This is a genomic window from Gordonia pseudamarae, from assembly GCF_025273675.1.
GTDB lineage: Bacteria > Actinomycetota > Actinomycetes > Mycobacteriales > Mycobacteriaceae > Gordonia > Gordonia pseudamarae.
The window spans coordinates 3,991,438-4,008,069 of sequence record NZ_CP045809.1 but is presented as its reverse complement, the minus strand read 5'-3'; the positions used below and the strand labels follow the sequence as shown (position 1 = coordinate 4,008,069).

General features: G+C 67.5%; 16 protein-coding genes. 10 read left to right on the top strand and 6 right to left on the bottom strand.

All coding sequences use genetic code 11. The features are described 5' to 3' along the window. The first annotated feature begins 18 nt into the window (after positions 1 to 18). Positions 19 to 1,239: an NAD(P)/FAD-dependent oxidoreductase gene (locus GII31_RS17420; RefSeq protein WP_213244630.1), complete on the top strand. Its 1,221-nt coding sequence runs from the start codon at positions 19 to 21 to the stop codon at positions 1,237 to 1,239. A 50-nt stretch (positions 1,240 to 1,289) separates the two neighbouring features. Here the strand turns inward: GII31_RS17420 and GII31_RS17415 are convergent, their stop codons facing one another. After that, positions 1,290 to 2,345 carry a ferredoxin--NADP reductase gene (locus GII31_RS17415; RefSeq protein WP_213244629.1) on the bottom strand — a complete coding sequence of 352 codons (1,056 nt, stop codon included), beginning with the start codon at positions 2,343 to 2,345 and terminating at the stop codon, positions 1,290 to 1,292. Between the two features lie 107 nt (positions 2,346 to 2,452). Here GII31_RS17415 and GII31_RS22470 point away from each other — a divergent pair, with 107 nt between their 5' ends. Continuing rightward, positions 2,453 to 3,739: a DUF6924 domain-containing protein gene (locus tag GII31_RS22470; RefSeq protein WP_265795690.1), complete on the top strand. Its 1,287-nt coding sequence runs from the start codon at positions 2,453 to 2,455 to the stop codon at positions 3,737 to 3,739. A gap of 37 nt (positions 3,740 to 3,776) precedes the next feature. On the opposite strand, the gene mftR is transcribed toward GII31_RS22470, so the two are convergent. Further along, positions 3,777 to 4,502, bottom strand: a complete 726-nt coding sequence (gene mftR / locus GII31_RS17405; RefSeq protein WP_213244627.1) for a mycofactocin system transcriptional regulator — start codon at positions 4,500 to 4,502, stop codon at positions 3,777 to 3,779. A 216-nt stretch (positions 4,503 to 4,718) separates the two neighbouring features. Between mftR and mftA the strand changes: the two genes are divergently transcribed. The 5 genes from mftA (at position 4,719) to GII31_RS17380 (ending at position 8,684) form a co-directional block, all read left to right on the top strand. Beyond that, entirely contained in the window at positions 4,719 to 4,823 is a 105-nt protein-coding gene (gene mftA, locus GII31_RS17400) for a mycofactocin precursor MftA (RefSeq protein ID WP_213244626.1), read from the top strand. Then, positions 4,823 to 5,170 (top strand): mycofactocin biosynthesis chaperone MftB, encoded by a 348-nt coding sequence (gene mftB, locus GII31_RS17395; protein ID WP_213244625.1) that lies wholly within the window; start codon positions 4,823 to 4,825, stop codon positions 5,168 to 5,170. The genes mftA and mftB overlap by 1 nt, the downstream gene beginning before the upstream one ends. 42 nt (positions 5,171 to 5,212) lie before the next feature. Next, the gene (gene mftC, locus GII31_RS17390; RefSeq protein ID WP_213244624.1) at positions 5,213 to 6,502 is read left to right on the top strand and encodes a mycofactocin radical SAM maturase; all 1,290 of its coding nucleotides are present in this window, start codon (positions 5,213 to 5,215) and stop codon (positions 6,500 to 6,502) included. A 48-nt stretch (positions 6,503 to 6,550) separates the two neighbouring features. Next, the gene (gene mftD, locus GII31_RS17385) at positions 6,551 to 7,762 is read left to right on the top strand and encodes a pre-mycofactocin synthase MftD (RefSeq protein ID WP_213244623.1); all 1,212 of its coding nucleotides are present in this window, start codon (positions 6,551 to 6,553) and stop codon (positions 7,760 to 7,762) included. A 109-nt stretch (positions 7,763 to 7,871) separates the two neighbouring features. Next, positions 7,872 to 8,684 (top strand): mycofactocin-coupled SDR family oxidoreductase, encoded by an 813-nt coding sequence (locus GII31_RS17380; protein WP_213244622.1) that lies wholly within the window; start codon positions 7,872 to 7,874, stop codon positions 8,682 to 8,684. Between the two features lie 61 nt (positions 8,685 to 8,745). On the opposite strand, the gene GII31_RS17375 is transcribed toward GII31_RS17380, so the two are convergent. Beyond that, positions 8,746 to 9,876 carry a CaiB/BaiF CoA transferase family protein gene (locus tag GII31_RS17375; protein WP_213244621.1) on the bottom strand — a complete coding sequence of 377 codons (1,131 nt, stop codon included), beginning with the start codon at positions 9,874 to 9,876 and terminating at the stop codon, positions 8,746 to 8,748. Positions 9,877 to 10,075: 199 nt separating this feature from the next. Between GII31_RS17375 and mftE the strand changes: the two genes are divergently transcribed. Genes mftE through mftG form a run of 3 tightly spaced genes read left to right on the top strand, consistent with a single transcriptional unit; the run spans position 10,076 to position 13,594 of the window. Beyond that, positions 10,076 to 10,816, top strand: coding sequence for a mycofactocin biosynthesis peptidyl-dipeptidase MftE (mftE, locus tag GII31_RS17370; RefSeq protein WP_213244620.1), 741 nt, complete (start codon positions 10,076 to 10,078; stop codon positions 10,814 to 10,816). Next, the gene (mftF, locus tag GII31_RS17365; protein WP_407649833.1) at positions 10,813 to 12,255 is read left to right on the top strand and encodes a mycofactocin biosynthesis glycosyltransferase MftF; all 1,443 of its coding nucleotides are present in this window, start codon (positions 10,813 to 10,815) and stop codon (positions 12,253 to 12,255) included. Before mftE ends, mftF begins: the two co-directional genes overlap by 4 nt. Before the next feature lie 7 nt (positions 12,256 to 12,262). Beyond that, positions 12,263 to 13,594, top strand: coding sequence for a mycofactocin system GMC family oxidoreductase MftG (gene mftG / locus GII31_RS17360; protein WP_213244619.1), 1,332 nt, complete (start codon positions 12,263 to 12,265; stop codon positions 13,592 to 13,594). Between the two features lie 28 nt (positions 13,595 to 13,622). Here mftG and GII31_RS17355 read toward each other — a convergent pair whose 3' ends face one another. The 3 genes from GII31_RS17355 to GII31_RS17345 form a co-directional block, all read right to left on the bottom strand. Next, positions 13,623 to 14,111, bottom strand: a complete 489-nt coding sequence (locus tag GII31_RS17355) for a hotdog fold domain-containing protein (protein WP_213244618.1) — start codon at positions 14,109 to 14,111, stop codon at positions 13,623 to 13,625. Positions 14,112 to 14,167: 56 nt separating this feature from the next. Next, positions 14,168 to 14,899, bottom strand: coding sequence for an aspartate/glutamate racemase family protein (locus GII31_RS17350; RefSeq protein WP_213244617.1), 732 nt, complete (start codon positions 14,897 to 14,899; stop codon positions 14,168 to 14,170). Positions 14,900 to 14,997: 98 nt separating this feature from the next. Next, on the bottom strand, positions 14,998 to 16,563 hold the full coding sequence (locus GII31_RS17345) for an NCS1 family nucleobase:cation symporter-1 (RefSeq protein ID WP_213244616.1): 1,566 nt from the start codon (positions 16,561 to 16,563) through the stop codon (positions 14,998 to 15,000). Positions 16,564 to 16,632 lie beyond the last annotated feature (69 nt).

Here is a 16,632-nt window from a genome sequence, read left to right as displayed (position 1 = left end):
CAAGGAGAACAATCGCACATGGGTCAGAACGCTGGGGTGGTCATCGTCGGTGCGGGACTCGGTGGAATCCGGGTTGCCGAGGCGGTGCGCACCGCGGGATACGACGGTCCGGTCACGTTGATCGGGGCCGAGGCACATCCGCCGTACGATCGGCCGCCGCTGTCGAAGGGGGTGCTGGCGGGTAAGCAGGAACGCCCGGATCTCAAGCCGGAGAACTTCTTCGCCGACTCGTCGATCGATCTGCGGACCGGTCGCACGGTGGTGTCGGTCGATCCGTCGGCGCATACGCTGATCGTGGCCGAGGCCGGTGATCCGGAACGCACGGAGACCGTCGCCTACGGCAAGCTCGTGCTGGCGACGGGGCTGACGCCGAGGACCTTTCCGGGTGTCGACGGGGGGCTGTCGGGCCTGCACACCTTGCGGACCATCGACGAAGCACTCGCCTTGCGCGCCGAAATCGACGGTGCGCGTTCGGCTGTGGTGATCGGCGCCGGGTTCATCGGCTGCGAGGTGGCCGCCACCATCCGTGAGCACGGGGTTCCGGTGACGCTCGTGGAGCCCGCACCCACACCGCTGGCGGCCGCGCTCGGTGAGCAGATCGGCGCGTTGGTGACCCGGTTGCATGTCGGCAATGACGTGGACGTGCGTGCCGGGGTAGGGGTCACCGAGATAGTCGGCGGCGGAGCCGGACCCGATGCGAAGGTGACCGCCGTCAGGCTCGACGACGGCACCGAGTTGCCCGCCGACATCGTCGTCGTCGGCATCGGATCGATACCGGTGGTCGACTTCCTCGACGGCTCGGGTATCGCGCTGGCCGAGCCGTCGGCGGGTGGCGGGATCGCCTGTGATGGCAGTGGTAAGACCTCCGACGAGGACGTGTACGCGGTCGGCGATGTTGCCAATTGGCTTGATGACGAAGGTAATCCGAAGCGGGTCGAGCACTGGAATCATGTTGTCGAGCAGGCTTCGGTCGTTGCCGCGGCCATCACCGGTGGTGAGCCGGTACGTGGGGCGGTGCCGTACTTCTGGAGTGACCAGTTCGACGTCAAGATCCAGGTGCTCGGCGAGCCGCGCGTCGATGACGACGTCCACATCGTGGACGACGACGGCAAGAAGTTTCTCGCCTACTACAGTCGCGGCGGAATCCTGACCGCGGTGGTGGGGGCGGGTAAGGTGGCCGCGGTTATGAAGACCAGGCCCAAGCTGATGACCGAAACCCCGATCAGCGAACTGATCTGAGGGTTTGCCGCACCCCCGTACCGATCGGTGCGGGGGTGCGGCGCATCGGCTCAGAACTCCACGCGCAGCCGGTCCGCGGTCGGTTTGGACTGGCAGCCCAGGATGTATCCGTCGGCGATGTCGTCGTCGTCGAGCGCGCCCGGATTGTCCATGTCGACGGTGCCCTCGGTGAGAGTGCAGGCGCACGAACCGCATTCGCCTTCCAGGCACGAGTACGGAACGTCGATCCCGGCGGCGATCATGACGTCGACGAGGCTGCGTTCGCGCGGCCACCGCAGTGTGTGCGTCTCGCCGTCGAGTTCGACCTCGACGGTCGCCGCGTTGGCTTCCTCCTCGGCGGTGGGGGCGTCGATGTCGATATCGGTGAAGGGGTCGCCCGACAGCGAGCTGTAGACCTCCGAGTGCACGTCGTGGTGGGGGAATCCGGCGGCGGCCAGACCTTTGTGAACGGCGTCCATGAAGGGGCCGGGACCGCACAGGTAGGCGTGGTGGCCGACGAACGGGGAGAACACCCGCGCCAGCGTCGTCTCCGAGGGCAGGCCGGACAGGCTTTCGAGCCAGTGGATGACGGTGAGCCGGTCGTCGTGGGCGTGGGTCAGCTCACGCAGTTCGGTGGCGAAGATGACGTCGTTCTCGGAGCGGTTGGCGTAGAAGAACACGATCGGCGCACTCCCGGCGGCGAGGGCGGTCTTGAGGATGGACATCACCGGGGTGACCCCGCTGCCGGCGGCGATCAGCAGCAGCGGGGCGTCGAGGTCGGTGGGGGTGAAGACGCCGCTCGGCGGCAGCGCCTCGATCTGCGATCCGGCCGTGAGGTTGTCGCACACCCAGTGGGAGCCGTAGCCGTCGCGGGTGCGTTTGACGGTGACCTTGGGCAGTTCGCCCGACAGCGGCGAGGATGCGAGGGAGTAGCAACGGGCCACCGACCCGGTCCGGTCGCTCGGTATGCGCAGGGTGAGGAACTGGCCCGGCCGGTATCCGGTGAACTTGTCGGCCATCGCGGCGGGGACATCGAAGATGATCGACCGGGCGTCGTCGGTCTCGTCGACCACGTCGGCTACGGTAAGGATCACGCTGCGGGAGCTGTGGGGGGTCAGGTCGGTCATCGATTCTCCGCCTCTTGGTGCTGTACACCACAAGTAGAACATGTTCTAGTTTTGCTTGCCAGTCCCTCGGCCGACGTGGGTGTGCGTGGCGCTGTTATCGTCTGCGAATGGGTACCGGGGCGAGCGGAGCGACGGGGGATGTCACCGGGGCGAGCGGAGCGACGGGGGATGTCACCGGGGCGAGCGGAGCGACGGGGGATGTCACCGGGGCGAGCGGAGCGACGGGGGATGTCACCGGGGCGAGCGGAGCGACGGGGGGCACCCCGACGTGGGAAGAACTCCTTCGCCGAAACCGTGCGACCGCGACCAGCGCCATCCGCGCGACCGTCCATACCTCCGGGCCCGGTGGTCTGCGCGTACAACACGTCTGGCACGCACCTCCGGACCTGTGGCGGATAGAGGACGCGGACGGGAACCCCGAGCGGATCGTCGGCACCCGCTGGTGCTTCGACCGGTCGGGTGAGGTGATGGTGCGCACCGATAGGTTCGCGCAGCGGGCCACCGGCGCCGCGCATGCCGGCGGTCCCGAACAACTGCTCGTGCTGCACCGTGACTGGCCGGCCGAGGCTCCGCGCACGGCGTCGTTGCAGGCGATCGTGCTAGACGCCGACGGGACAGGGGGACGCTCGGCCACCTTCGAGGCTCCCGAGGCACCCGAACCTCCCTACCGTCCGGTCGGCACGATCGAGGCCGCCGTGGTCGGCGGCCGGGCCGGGTGGACGGTGCACTGCGTGCGCACCGCGAGCGGGCACCCGATCACCTGGACATTCGACGACGAGACGGGAGTCGTCATCGGCCGCAACGCCGGTGGGTTCGGTGCGATCGAACTCGTCGATGTCGAGATCGCCGACCACTTCTCGCCCGCGGTATTCGGTTTCCACGGCGCCTTCACCGATCTCGCGCAGCTGCGCCGCGACAGCGAACGCGGCATGTTGCTCGATGAGGACTACCGTGACAACCAGGGTGCCGGGGATGGCCTGGAACGTCACCTCGGCACCTTCGTGCCGCTGCTGGTGCGCACCGACTTCACCGACAGATCGTCGTGGGAGGCGGTGGTGGGCGTGGTCGGCGGCCGCACCAGTGACGGCGACGAACCCGACTTCACGCTCATCGACAACCCCGACTACGACGGGTGGACGCCGGAGCGGTTCCTGGAGGTCATCGACGGGATTCCCGACTACGTCCTCCTCGCCGACGCCACCACCATGACCCACCCGGACCTGCCGGTGCTGTTTCTCTCCACCGCAGACCCGGCCGCCACCTGGGCCGGCCGCGGCGCGCGGGTGCGGGTCGCCGCCCGTTCGGTCGCCGCCGTCGACGCCGCGCTCTCGCTCGGAGACCGGACCGTCGCCGACATCGCCGCGGCGGCCGGCCGCGACGGCGTGTACCGGTGAGGGCGGTGTGTGCTGACGGCGTGGGCGGGCCCGTGAATCAGTGGAGCGCGCCGACGCCGTCGGCGAGCAGGTCGCTGCCCGCCTCGATCAATGCGAGCAGATCGGCGCCGGGGTCGGCCAGCCACTGCTCGTAGGCGGCCAGGGCGGTACCCAGGCACAGCCAGCCGATGGCCTGGGGAAGGTGTTCGTTCGAGTCCGCGCCGAGCCGGGCCGCACAGAAGGTGGCGATCACCTGCCGCCAGTCCGCGTACATGATCATCGAATGAGCTTGCAGGGCTGGGACTTCCAGGAGCAGCCGCAGGCGGCGGCGATGGTTGTCGAGTTCGCCGTCCGGTATCTCGTTGAATGTCACCAGGGCCTGGCGCAGCGCATCGGCGATGGGCAGATCGTCGGGTATCAGCGTGAGCCGGGTGCGCATCGCGTCGAGATGGGCGGCGAAGTCGCCCCAGGCGATGGCGTTCTTGCTCGGGAAGTAGCGGAACAGGGTGCGCCGCGCGATGCCCGCGGCCTCGGCGATGTCGTCGACGCTGGTCTCGTCGAAACCCTTGCGGGTGAACAGGTCGATGGCGATGGTGCTGATCTGGGCGTGTGAGGTGACCGGCCGGCGGCCGGGCTGCGGCGGGGGGACGAGCGGATGCGGGACCCGGCCCGGGGCGGCCCTCCCGGCTGCCGCGGCTTCCGTCTCCGCCCCTGTTGCGGTCACCGTTTTCGCGGTCAGCTCTGTCGCGGTGGTGCGGTCGGCGGCGACGTGATCGACGGCCATGGTCACCTCCCCCGGTGGGCCTGGGCGGCGCCGCGGGAGGGCGGTGCCGGGGTCATCGTTGTCCGGAATCATCGTATTCCCGATGCCGCCCGCCAGGGAAAATACCTGGATCGGACTGTCTGTTCGGCTAGTTTCGGCCGGGTAACTGGATTGATGCACCGGGTGCCATTATAGTATGTCGTGATCCGCATCACTACTGATACAGGAGGATGGATCATGGCAGACCAAACAGCCAATATGACCGAGGTGACCACCCCCGAGCTCGTCGGCGAATCGCTCGTCGAAGAGGTGTCGATCGATGGGATGTGCGGGGTCTACTGATGTCGGCCCCGGCAACCATGCCGGACTCCGGCGGTCGTGGAGACACGGCCGCCGGGGCCCCGGCGCAGACACATACATCCGGCGCCTTCGACCTCGGCGCCGCCTGGGTGCTCAATCCGAAGGTGGCATTGCGTCCCGAACCGTTCGGTGCGCTGCTCTATCACTTCGGCACCCGCAAGCTGTCATTCCTCAAGAACCTGACCGTCGTCGCCATCGTGCAATCCCTCGCCGAGCAGCCCTCGGCCGAGGCCGCGCTGGCCGAACACCGCATCACCCACGCCGAACGTCCCCTCTATCTGCAGGCCCTCGGGGCGCTCGCCGACTCGGGGATGATCACCCGGCGCTGACGCCGCCCTGCCCGTACCCACACCACCACCTGGAGACTTCCGATGACCACACTTGAGATGCCGCCCAGCGCAGCAGATCTGGCAGCGCAGGTACGGGCTACGCCGCAGCTCGACCTGCCCGCCCCGCCCAAGGTCGGCCGCCTGGTCGATCAGTTCGAAAAGGGCCTGGACGCGCCCATCTGTCTCACCTGGGAACTCACCTACGCCTGCAACCTGGCGTGCGTGCACTGCCTGTCGTCGTCGGGCAAGCGCGACCCGCGTGAGCTGTCCACCGAACAGTGCAAGGCCATCATCGACGAGCTCGAGCGCATGCAGGTGTTCTACGTGAACATCGGCGGCGGCGAACCCACCGTCCGCTCGGACTTCTGGGAGCTCGTCGACTACGCCACCAGCCACAAGGTGGGCGTCAAGTTCTCCACCAACGGCCTGCGGATCGACAAGAAGGTCGCCGCGCGTCTGGCCGCGTCCGACTACGTCGATGTGCAGATCTCGCTCGACGGCGCCACCGCCGAGGTGAACGACGCCGTGCGTGGCAAGGGCTCGTTCGACATGGCGGTGCGGGCCCTGGAGAACCTGCACGAGGCCGGCTTCAAGGACGCCAAGATCTCGGTGGTGATGACTCGCGAGAACGTCTCGCAGCTCGATGAGTTCAAGGCGCTCGCCGACCGCTACAACGCCACCCTGCGCATCACCCGCATGCGCCCGTCCGGCCGCGGCGCCGACGTGTGGGATGACCTGCACCCACTGCCAGAGCAGCAGCTCGAGCTGTACAACTGGCTTGTGGCGCACGGTGATCGCGTGCTCACCGGTGACTCGTTCTTCCACCTGGCCGCATTCGACCAGGGTGGGGGAGGACTGCCCGGCCTCAACCTGTGCGGCGCCGGCCGCGTGGTGTGCCTGATCGACCCGGTCGGCGACGTGTACGCCTGCCCGTTCGCGATCCACGAGAACTTCCTCGCCGGAAACATCCTGTCCGGCGGCGGTTTCCAGGAAATCTGGCAGCGTTCGGATCTGTTCACCGAACTGCGCGAACCGCAGTCGGCGGGCGCGTGTGCCAAGTGCAACCACTTCGACGCCTGCCGTGGCGGCTGCATGGCCGCCAAGTTCTTCACCGGTCTGCCCCTCGACGGACCCGACCCCGAATGCGTTCAGGGTTACGGGGAGTCGCTGCTCGCCGGTGAGCGCACCAAGCCGACGGCCAACAAGGATCATTCGCGAGGCACTCCGCTGACGCTGATGACCCGCGGCTCCGACGGCAGCTTCACCCCTCTCGGGCGGCCGTCCAAGAGCTGTGACGAGAATCCGCTGGCCGGGTTCAGTCCCGTCGGCTGACGAGGTCGACCCACCACTCAACGCATCAAACCCAAAGGCGAAAGATCAATGGCGAACTTCAAGCTGACCAACCCCTGGGCCCGAAATCCCTGGTTCGAGACCGTTGCCGAGGCTCAGCGGCGGGCCAAGCAGCGCTTGCCCAAGTCGGTGTACTTGTCTCTCGTGGCCGGTACCCAGGGCGGCATCACCGTCAACGACAATGTGGACGCTTTCTCGGAGATCGGTTTCGCCCCGCACGTGGTGGGTGCCCAGGACGAGCGCGACATGTCGACGTCGGTGATGGGCGTGGATCTGTCGTTCCCGGTGATGATCTCGCCGACCGGCGTGCAGGCCGTCGACAAGGACGGTGAGGTGGCGGTGGCGCGGGCCGCGGCCGCCCGTGGCACCGCGATGGGTCTGTCGAGTTTCGCCAGCCACCCGATCGAAGAGGTCACCGCGGTCAACGACAAGATCTTCTTCCAGATCTACTGGCTCGGCACCAAGGAGGAGATCCTGGCCCGCGCCGAACGCGCCCGTGAGGCCGGTGCCAAGGGCCTGATCGTCACCACCGACTGGGTGTTCAACATCGGTCGTGACTGGGGTAGCCCGGAGATCCCGGAGAAGATGGATCTCAAGGCGCTGATCCGATTGGCGCCGGAGGTCGCGGTCAAGCCGCGCTACGCCTGGGACTGGTTCAACAAGGGCAACCTGACCATCCCGGATCTGACCGCCCCCAACGTCTCCCACGGCAAGGGGCTGCCGGGCCCCACGTTCTTCGGTGCCTACGGCGAGTGGATGAACACCCCGTCGCCCACCTGGGAGGACCTGGAGTGGTTGCGCGAGCAGTGGGGCGGGCCGTTCATGGTCAAGGGCATCACCCGCATCGACGACGCCAAGCGCGCCGTTGACATCGGCGCCACCGCGATCTCGGTGTCCAACCACGGCGGTAACAATCTCGACGGCACCCCCGCCACCATCCGGCTGCTCGGCCCTATCGCCGACGCCGTCGGCAAGGACGTCGACGTGTTGCTCGACGGCGGAATCCGCCGCGGCAGCGACGTGGCCAAGGCCGTCGCCCTCGGCGCCAAGGCCGTGATGGTCGGCCGCGCTTACCTGTGGGGTCTGGCCGCCAACGGCCAGGCCGGCGTCGAGAACGTTCTCGACCTGCTGCGCATGGGGCTCGACGGCGTGCTCATGGGTACCGGCCACAAGTCGGTGCACGATCTGAGCCGCGACGACCTGATCCTTCCGGAAGGATTCGAGCGCTCGTACGGCGGGTAGTCCGCCGCACATCACACGAACAGCCCCCGGCGACGCGAGTCATCGCGACGCCGGGGGCTGTTCGCGGTATCACACGTAGCCAAAAACTAGAACGTGTTACAGTTTTTGTATGGGTAATTTCGACGGCAAGGTCGTCTACATCACTGGTATCGCCAGAGGCCAGGGACGCAATCACGCGCTCCGTTTCGCACGCGAGGGTGCCTCGATCATCGGCCTGGACATCGCCGGCCCGATCGCCGAGCACACCACATATCCGCCCGCCACGCGCGAGGACCTGGATGAGACGGTCCGGCTTGTGGAGGAGGCCGGCGGCAAGATCCTCGCCCGGCAGGGCGATGTGCGTGACCTCGCGTTCCAGCAGCAACTGGTGGCCGACGGGGTCGCCCAGTTTGGCGGACTGGACTTCGTGGTGGTCAACGCGGGCGTGCTCACCTGGGCCCTGACCTGGGAGATGACCGAGGAACAGTTCACCGACGTCATCGACATCAACCTCGTCGGTGCGTGGAAGACGTTGCGCGCCGCACTTCCCGTGATGATCGAGGGGGGAAACGGCGGCTCTGTCGTTGTCGTGTCGTCGGTGGCCGGACTGAAGGCGATGCCGGTGCAGGCCTCCTACAGCGCGTCCAAGTACGGGCTGACCGGGCTGGCCCAGACGCTGGCGAAAGAGGCTGCCCCGTACCAGATTCGGGTCAACTCGCTGCACCCGTACGCGGTCAACACCCTGATGGGTGTGGGCGACACCTCTGCGGTAGAGGCATTCGTGGATCCGAAGTTCTCCCGGTACTTCCCGTCGATGATGGACCACAACCCGATAGCCGATCCGGACGAGATCTCCGACGCCATCCTGTACCTGTGTTCGGATTCCGCCAAATCCATCACCGGAGTGCAGTTCCCGGTCGATATGGGTCATTCCAAGGTCTGACGGATCACGAACACCGATGAGGGGTACCTCCCGACGGGAGGTACCCCTCATCCGTTACCTGCTATACCCAGACGGTTGCGGGGTCGGTTGCCTCCGTGGTCGGTCCGGCCGGTGTCTCGGGTGAGGTGCGCGAGAACCGCGGGGCCACCTGAGCCTGCCGTACGCCGTCGATCTCGACGAGATTGGCGCGGGCCGCCATGTGCGGTTCGTCGGGAGCCTCACCGAATGTGAGGACGGGCGAGACGCAGGCATCGGTACCGTCGAACACGGCGGTCCACTCCTCGCGGGTGCGGGTGGCGAAGGTGTCGGTGAAGACCTTGCGTATCTCGGGCCAGCGCGAGATGTCGCCCTGCCCGGGCAGGGCGGCGGCGTCCAGGCCCAGTCCCGCGAGGAGTTGGGCGTAGAACTGCGGCTCGATGGCGCCCACGGCCATGTACTTTCCGTCGGAGGTCTCGTAGACGTCGTAGAACGGCGCGCCTGAGTCGAGGAAGTTCACGCCCCGCTCATCCGACCATCGACCACTCGCGCGGAAGGCCCACATCATCTGTCCCAGAAGCGAAGCGCCGTCGACCATGGCGGCATCGACAACCTGTCCGCGGCCCGACGACTGGCGTTCGAGGAGCGCCGAGAGGACACCCACGACCAGGAACATCGATCCGCCGCCGAAGTCGCCGAACAGGTTCAGCGGCGGCACGGGGCGTTCCCCGGCACGGCCGACGGCATGCAGCAGTCCGGTCAGTGAGATGTAGTTGATGTCGTGACCGGCCCGATCGGCGCGCGGGCCCTCCTGGCCCCACCCGGTCATCCGCCCGTACACCAGGCCGGGGTTGACCTCGGCGAGATCGTCCGGCCCGAAACCGAGACGTTCCATCACGCCGGGACGGAAACCCTCGATGAGCACATCAGCTTTGGCGATGAGGCCGAGCACGGTCTCCCGGTCCGCGGGACTCTTGAGGTCGGCCTCCACCACCGTGCGCCCGCGCAGCAGGGCGTCACCGACGTCGCCAGGCGCCGGCAACTGGCCGGGCCGCTGTACCCGCACCACGTCCGCGCCGAGGTCCGACAGCAGCATCGCGGCGTGCGGACCGGGGCCGATGCCGGCGAATTCGATGACCCGGATCGCGTCCAGGGGGCCGCTCTTTCCGCTGGTGTTGCCGGTCTTCCCACTGGTACTACCGGGGGTGGATGTCATGGCTTCCGATCTCCTCAAGGAATGGCGACCCCGTCCTGCCGGCCGGTGCCCGTCGGCTGCGTGGTCTGATGATTGTGTTGTCGGTCACCACAGCTTGGCACAACCCGAGCGATCGTTCGGGAAGGGGTGGGCAAATCATATATGTGTCGGGGTCGGGTTGCCCTTACCTCGATGCCGACGCATCGCTAGAGTTGACCGAATGACGCGTGGCACGGGACTCGGCGCACTCTGCTGGCCTGAGCTTGACGGTTCTGCCGTCACATTGCTCGTTCCACTCGGCGCCGTCGAACAGCACGGCCCCCACCTTCCGCTCGACACCGACATCCGGATCGCCGACGCCGTGGCCCGCCGTGCCCAGCCCCGGCTCGCCGGCGACCGACCCGATTCGGAGTTGTTCATCGTGGCTCCCGGTCTGCCGTACGGGGCCTCGGGCGAACACGAGGGCTTCCCGGGCACGGTCTCGCTCGGCCATGAGGCGCTGCGGCTGGTGCTCGTGGAGTACGGGCGCAGCGCGTGCCGGTGGGCGCGTCGGATCGTGTTCGTCAACGGACACGGCGGCAACGGCCGGACCCTCGTCGATGCGGTGCGGCTGCTGCGCTACGAGGGGCGTGAGGTGGCCTGGTTCGCCTGTGGCCATCCCGGTGGCGATGCGCATGCCGGTGATACCGAAACTTCTGTGCTGCTCAACCTTTCACCCGACGACGTGCGCCTTTCGGAGGCTGTCGCCGGTAACCGCGCACCGATCGCGGAGTTGCTGTCGCCGATGCGATCCGGCGGGGTGGCCGCCGTCAGCGCCAACGGCGTACTCGGCGACCCCACCACCGCCACGGCCGACCGCGGCGGCACGCTGCTCGCGGGGTTCGCCGACGCCCTGGTGGCGGCCGTCGGCCGCTGGGACGTCGACGAGCGCGGGCTGCTGCGGGGCGGAGCCGCCGCGTGAGTGTGCCGGACAGCCGCGGCCGGGATGACGGTGTCGCGGCCGCGCGGACCGACCTGCCGGACGGCTTTCAGGTTCAGGTCGACCTACGGTGCGCGCAGCGCGGCGATCTGCGCTATCTGGTCGGCGGGTCCCCGACACGGATGCTGCGCCTGTCCGAAGCGGCGCTGGGGATGATGTCGGCGGACGGACGTATCGCGGTGTGTGACAGCGCCACGCGCACGCTCTGCCGACGCCTGCTCGACGCCGGGATCGCCCATCCTCGGCCGATGTTCGGGCCGTCCGCAGACCAGGTGACCGTGGTGGTTCCGGTGCGCGACAACCAGGAGGGGATCGACCGGTTGATCCGGACCCGTGGCAAGGCCCGGATGATCGTTGTCGACGACGGTTCGGAGCCGCCGATCACCGTGCACGGCGACGGGGTGAGTGTGCTGCGGCTGGACCGCAATCAGGGTCCGGCCGCCGCCCGCAACGCCGGAGCGGCCACCGCGACAACTGATTTTGTGGCGTTCATTGATTCGGACTGTGTACCGGCCCCGGACTGGCTGACGATGCTGCTGCCGCATTTCTCCGACCCGGCGGTGGCGATCACCGCCCCCCGAATCGTCGGGCTGAACACGCGGCCCGGGTTCTTCTCGCTCGCCGCGCGCTATGAGAACGGCTACTCCTCGCTCGACATGGGGCCGGCCGAGGCGCCGGTGGTGCCGTCCACTCCGATGCCGTATGTGCCCAGCGCGGCGATAGTGTTGCGGCGCAGTGCCTTCCCCGGATTTGACGAGTCGTTGCGGGTGGCCGAGGATGTGGATTTGTGCTGGCGTCTGCACGACGCGGGCTGGCGGTTGCGCTACGATCCGGTGGCTCGGGTGGCCCACGAGCACCGCACCGGTCTGCGCACGGTGCTCGATCGCCGGCGCTTCTACGGCACCGGAGCCGCCTATCTGGCCGACCGGCACGAGAGGCTGGCCGCGCCGATGGTCATGTCGGCGACCATGGCCGCGGCCGTCGTCGCGTTGCTCACCCGCACCGCCACCGGCTCGGCCATCGCGCTGTTGCTGCTCGGACAAATGGCGGTCCGGTTGCGCCGACGGCTCGACGGGCTGCCCCGCGCTCCGCTGGTTGCCGTGCAGATGACCGGCAGGGCTGCGGGTTTCGGTCTGCTGCAGGCGGGTTCCGCGATCTGCCGGCATTACTGGCCGATAGCGCTGCTGCCCACGCTGTTCTCGCGCCGGTACCGCACGCTGGTGGTGGAGGTCGCGATTGCCGAGGGACTCATCGACTGGGTGCGGCGGGTCATCAGCGAACCGGGGGTGCGGCCTGCTCTGGGGCCGGTCAGCTACCTCGTCATGCGCCGGCTCGACGACCTGGCCTACGGGCTCGGGCTGTGGCAAGGGGTGATCACCCATCGCGACGCGGGCGCACTGCGGCCCGTGCTGAGCAAGTGACCGCGCGGTGGTTCACGACGTCGTCATCGTCGGTGCCGGCAGTGCGGGATGCGTACTGGCCGAGCGATTGTCCCGGCATCCCGACCGTTCGGTGCTGCTGCTTGAGCGCGGACCGGGGTGGCCCGGCACCGAGGTGACCGACCTGTACCATCTGCCCGTCGGTGCCGATGCCGCCCGGCTGGGGCGCACCGTCGGTTACCCGGTGAGGCCCGACGGGTCGACGGTGGTGCGCGGGAATGGTATCGGCGGTTCGGCCGCGGTCAATGGCGCCTACTTCCTGCGGTGGCATCGTGACGACTTCCGATCCTGGGAGCACACCCTCGCCGACATCGACGCCGCCTACCGTGACGTGGAGTCGGCGATGTCGGTGAGTGCCTTTCGCGATGACGAACTGACCGATACGACACACGCTTTCGAGCAGTGGTTCGGGCCGGTGGCCGGCGGCCGGTCGTCCGTCGATGCCGGGAGGGGTCCGGCCGGCCGGGAGGGTATCGATAGCCGGTGGCCGAGGGTCGGGGTGAACAGGGTTCGGTCCAACAGTATTCGTGACGCATGCGGCGGACGCCGGGTCACCTCGGCGGAGGCGATCCTGCGGCCGGCGCTGGATCGTTCGAATCTCACGGTGCGTATCGGGGCGGAGGTGACCGCACTCGAGCGGTCCGGTGATCGGGTGACCGGCGTGCGTTGCGGTGCGGAGGTGATCGGCTGCGGCGAGGTGGTGCTGTGCGCGGGCACGCTCGGCACGGCGTCGTTGCTGTTCGGCTCCGGGTTCGCGGCCGGATCCCTGCGCATCGACGAGCACCGGGAGATCCTGGTGCACTATCAGCCCACCACCCCGGCCGAGTGTCCGGTGCCGCTGCTGCCGTCGGTTGCGCACACCGAATCGGGTGTGGAAATCCGCTGCTACGGCGGTGATTTCGCTGACTACATCGACGGTGTGCCGCGCGTCGGTCCGGCGATGGGGGTGGCCGCGATGTCTCCGGCGACCTCAGGTGAACTGAGATGGGACGGCATCGGGCTGACTGTCGACCTGGGTGCGGCCCCAGACCTTCCCGCCCGGCTGGGGCCCGAACTCGACCAGGTACGGGACATGCTGCACTCCGCCGCTTTCCGTGGCCTCGTCGTGCCGAGTTCGGTGCGGGTCGATCCGGTGGTGCGCACCTCGCAACACGCGTTCGGCTCATTGCCCATGGGCGAGCGAACCGACCGGTTCGGCGTAGTCGAGGGTGCCCGCGGACTGCGCGTCGTCGACGGGTCGATTCTGCCCGTCGGCGGGCGCAGCGGTCCACACGCCACCATCACCATGCTGGCCGGGTTGATCGGGGCGAGCGCGCGGTGAACCCGGACCCGTCGGGGGTTGTTGCAGGTCAGGCCGGAGTCACCCATGTGGTGATCTCGCAGTGGACCACTTCGGTGCCGGCGGTGTCGCGGATCTCGATGGATACCACCACGTCGGTACCGTCGGTGACGGTCGCGAAGTCGATCGGGGTGGCGAGGGTGGCGGTCGCGGTGAGCCGGGTCGTGGCCTTGGTCAGGTACGAGGCCGACATGCCCTTGGGGATCCAGCGGTGGGTGGTGGGGGTGGTCGCTTCCATCAGCATGCCCATCGCGACCTCGGCGAGGTTGCACGCGGCGATGGCGTGGAACGTGCCGATGTGGTTGTGCACCCCGAACCACTTCGGTGCGGTGACCACACAGCGACCGGGTTCCATCTCCGAGACGTACGGCAGGACGGTGCCGAAGTAGGGCACCCGAGCCACCATGCCCAGCGAGAAGACGGCGTTTCCGACGATGTTGTCGGGCAGCTTCCGGCGTAGGCGGTAGGTGGCGCTTCCGGCTGATGCGGCGATCGACATGGACACGATCTTACCGCTGGGTAAGAAAGGTGTGCTACCGAGCCTCGCCGACCAGCTCAGGAGCCGCGAGCGAACGGTTCGAGCAGACCGGTATACCGTTTGGCCGGGGGGGCGGCGAACTCTCCACCCCGGGTCCCGGTCCGGGCGCCGACCGACGCAAGTGCGGACAGCATGCCCACCCCGGCGGCCACTCCGTCGATCACCGGCGCGCCGATGTCGGCGCCGATCCGCGCGGCCAGGTCTGCCATCCCCGCGCAACCGAGCACGATCGCATCGGACCTGTCGTGCAGCAGCGTCTCCGCGCAGGCCGCGGTGATGATGTCGGCCGCATCCGGGTTGGAGTCCAGATCGAGGACCGGGATCTCGCAGGCATGGACTCCTCGGCAGCTGCGGGTGAATCCGTAGTGGTCGACCAGATCCCGGGCTCGGCCCACCGTCCGTGACAGCGTCGTCACGATCGAGAATCCACGGCCCAACGGCGCGGCGAGATGCATCGCTGCCTCCGCGATCCCGAGCACCGGTGCCACGGCGATCTCCCGCGCGGCGTCGAGGCCCGGATCACCGAAGCACGCCAGTAGATATCCGTCGGCACCGGGGTTGGCGTCGACGGCTGCCAACACGCCGGGGACCGCGAGCGCCTCGTCGTAGTGGCTCTCGATCGAGACCGGCCCCATCGGTGAGGTGACGCTGACGATCTCGGCGTCGGGCCGGGCGACCGAGCGGGCCGCGGCGTCGATGCCGGCGGTCATCGACGCGGTCGTGTTGGGGTTGATGACGACGATTCGCATGACGACTCCGGGCGTAGGCGGTGGTTCGAATACGGGTGAACGCTCCCCGAGGGCATGCGATGCCCTGATGACCGGGGAGCGTTCCACTCGGTTCGGCCTCAGAACAGGGTGCGGTCTGCGCTCCCGTCAGCTGCGTCTTCGCCGACCACCGGCGCGACGCCGGTGTCATAGAGGAAGCTGTCCGGCGCGTAACGCATCCCCAGCCAGTAGACCGCTCCGGCCACCCCGGCACCGATGAACCAGGTGAAGCTCGCCGCGTAGGCGGTACCCCAGATGACCACGCACAGTGGGGGAACAAGGCCCACGACGGTGGCGATCACGGCGACCGGGTTCACCCCCTTGCGGTAGGCGTAGGTGGCTCCCGGTTCCATGCTGAACAGATCGTCGACCACCACCTTCTGCTTCTTGATGATGTAGAAGTCCACCAGCAGGATGCCGAACAGCGGGCCGATCACCGCGCCGAGGGTGTCGAGGGTGTAGTGGATGGCGTCGGGATTGTTGAACAGATTCCACGGGGTGATCAGCACCGAACCCACAGCAGCGATCATTCCGCCGGTACGCCAGGTGATCTTGGTGGGCGCGACATTGGAGAAGTCGAAGGCGGGGGAGACGAAGTTGGCGACGATATTGATACCGATGGTGGCGATCGCAAAGGTCAGCACGCCCAGAACCGCGGCGGTGGTGTTGTCGATGCGGTCGACGATGTGCACCGGGTCGGTGATGATCGCTCCGCTCTCGTCCTTGCCGATGACCGTGACCGCGGCGGAGACGGTGCACACCACCAGCAGCGAGAAGAACAGGAAGTTGACCGGAAGGCCCCAGAAGTTGCCCTTCTTCACCTCGCCGAATGTCTTGCCATATCGGGAGAAGTCTCCGAAGTTGAGCATTGGACCCGAAAAATAGGACACCACAAGGGCTATCGCGCCGATAGTCGCGGTCACCGAATCCCAGCCGACCTTGCCCGGGCCGACGGACAGATCGAGCGATACGTTGCTCCATCCGGCCTTGGCGATGAGATAGCCGGCGAGGATCACCATGACGACATAGACGGCGGGTCCGCAGAAGTCGATGAACTTGCGGATGGTTTCCATGCCGTTCCAGAAAACGACGGCCTGTAGAACCCACATCAGAATGAAGCCACCCCACCCGAGGAGGCTCAGGCCGAGGAACCCGTAGTCATCGACGTTGTCGTATTTCGCCAGACTTGGCCAGAACTTGAGGGCCAGCAGGCCGAATGCCACCGACGCCAGGTATGTCTGGATTCCGTACCAGGCCACCGCGATCAAGCCGCGCAGAATCGCCGGAATATTGGCGCCCATCACGCCGAAGGACACGCGGGTGGTCACCGGGTAGGGAACCCCGGCCAGCTGGGAAGGTTTGGCCACCAGGTTACACAGGATGTTGACGGCCACGATGCCGATGATCAGTGCTACCAGCACCTGCCAGGCCGCGATGCCGAGGGCGAATAGGCTGCCGGCGAAAACATAACCGCCGACACTGTGAATATCGGACATCCAGAAAGCGAAGAAGTTGTACCAGGTCCAGCTTTGTTTACGCAGCGGCGCGAGGTCGCTGTTGGTCAATCGCTGGTGATACTCGAGCTTTATGACGCTTTCGCCCGCGGCGCTGTGCGCGGCCTCGGATGCGTCCATCGTGGAAGTCATATATTCTCCTCGGTTAACCCGCCGGTCGGGTCGACGTTGACTGCACACAACCTAAGAAGGCTGTGTTAC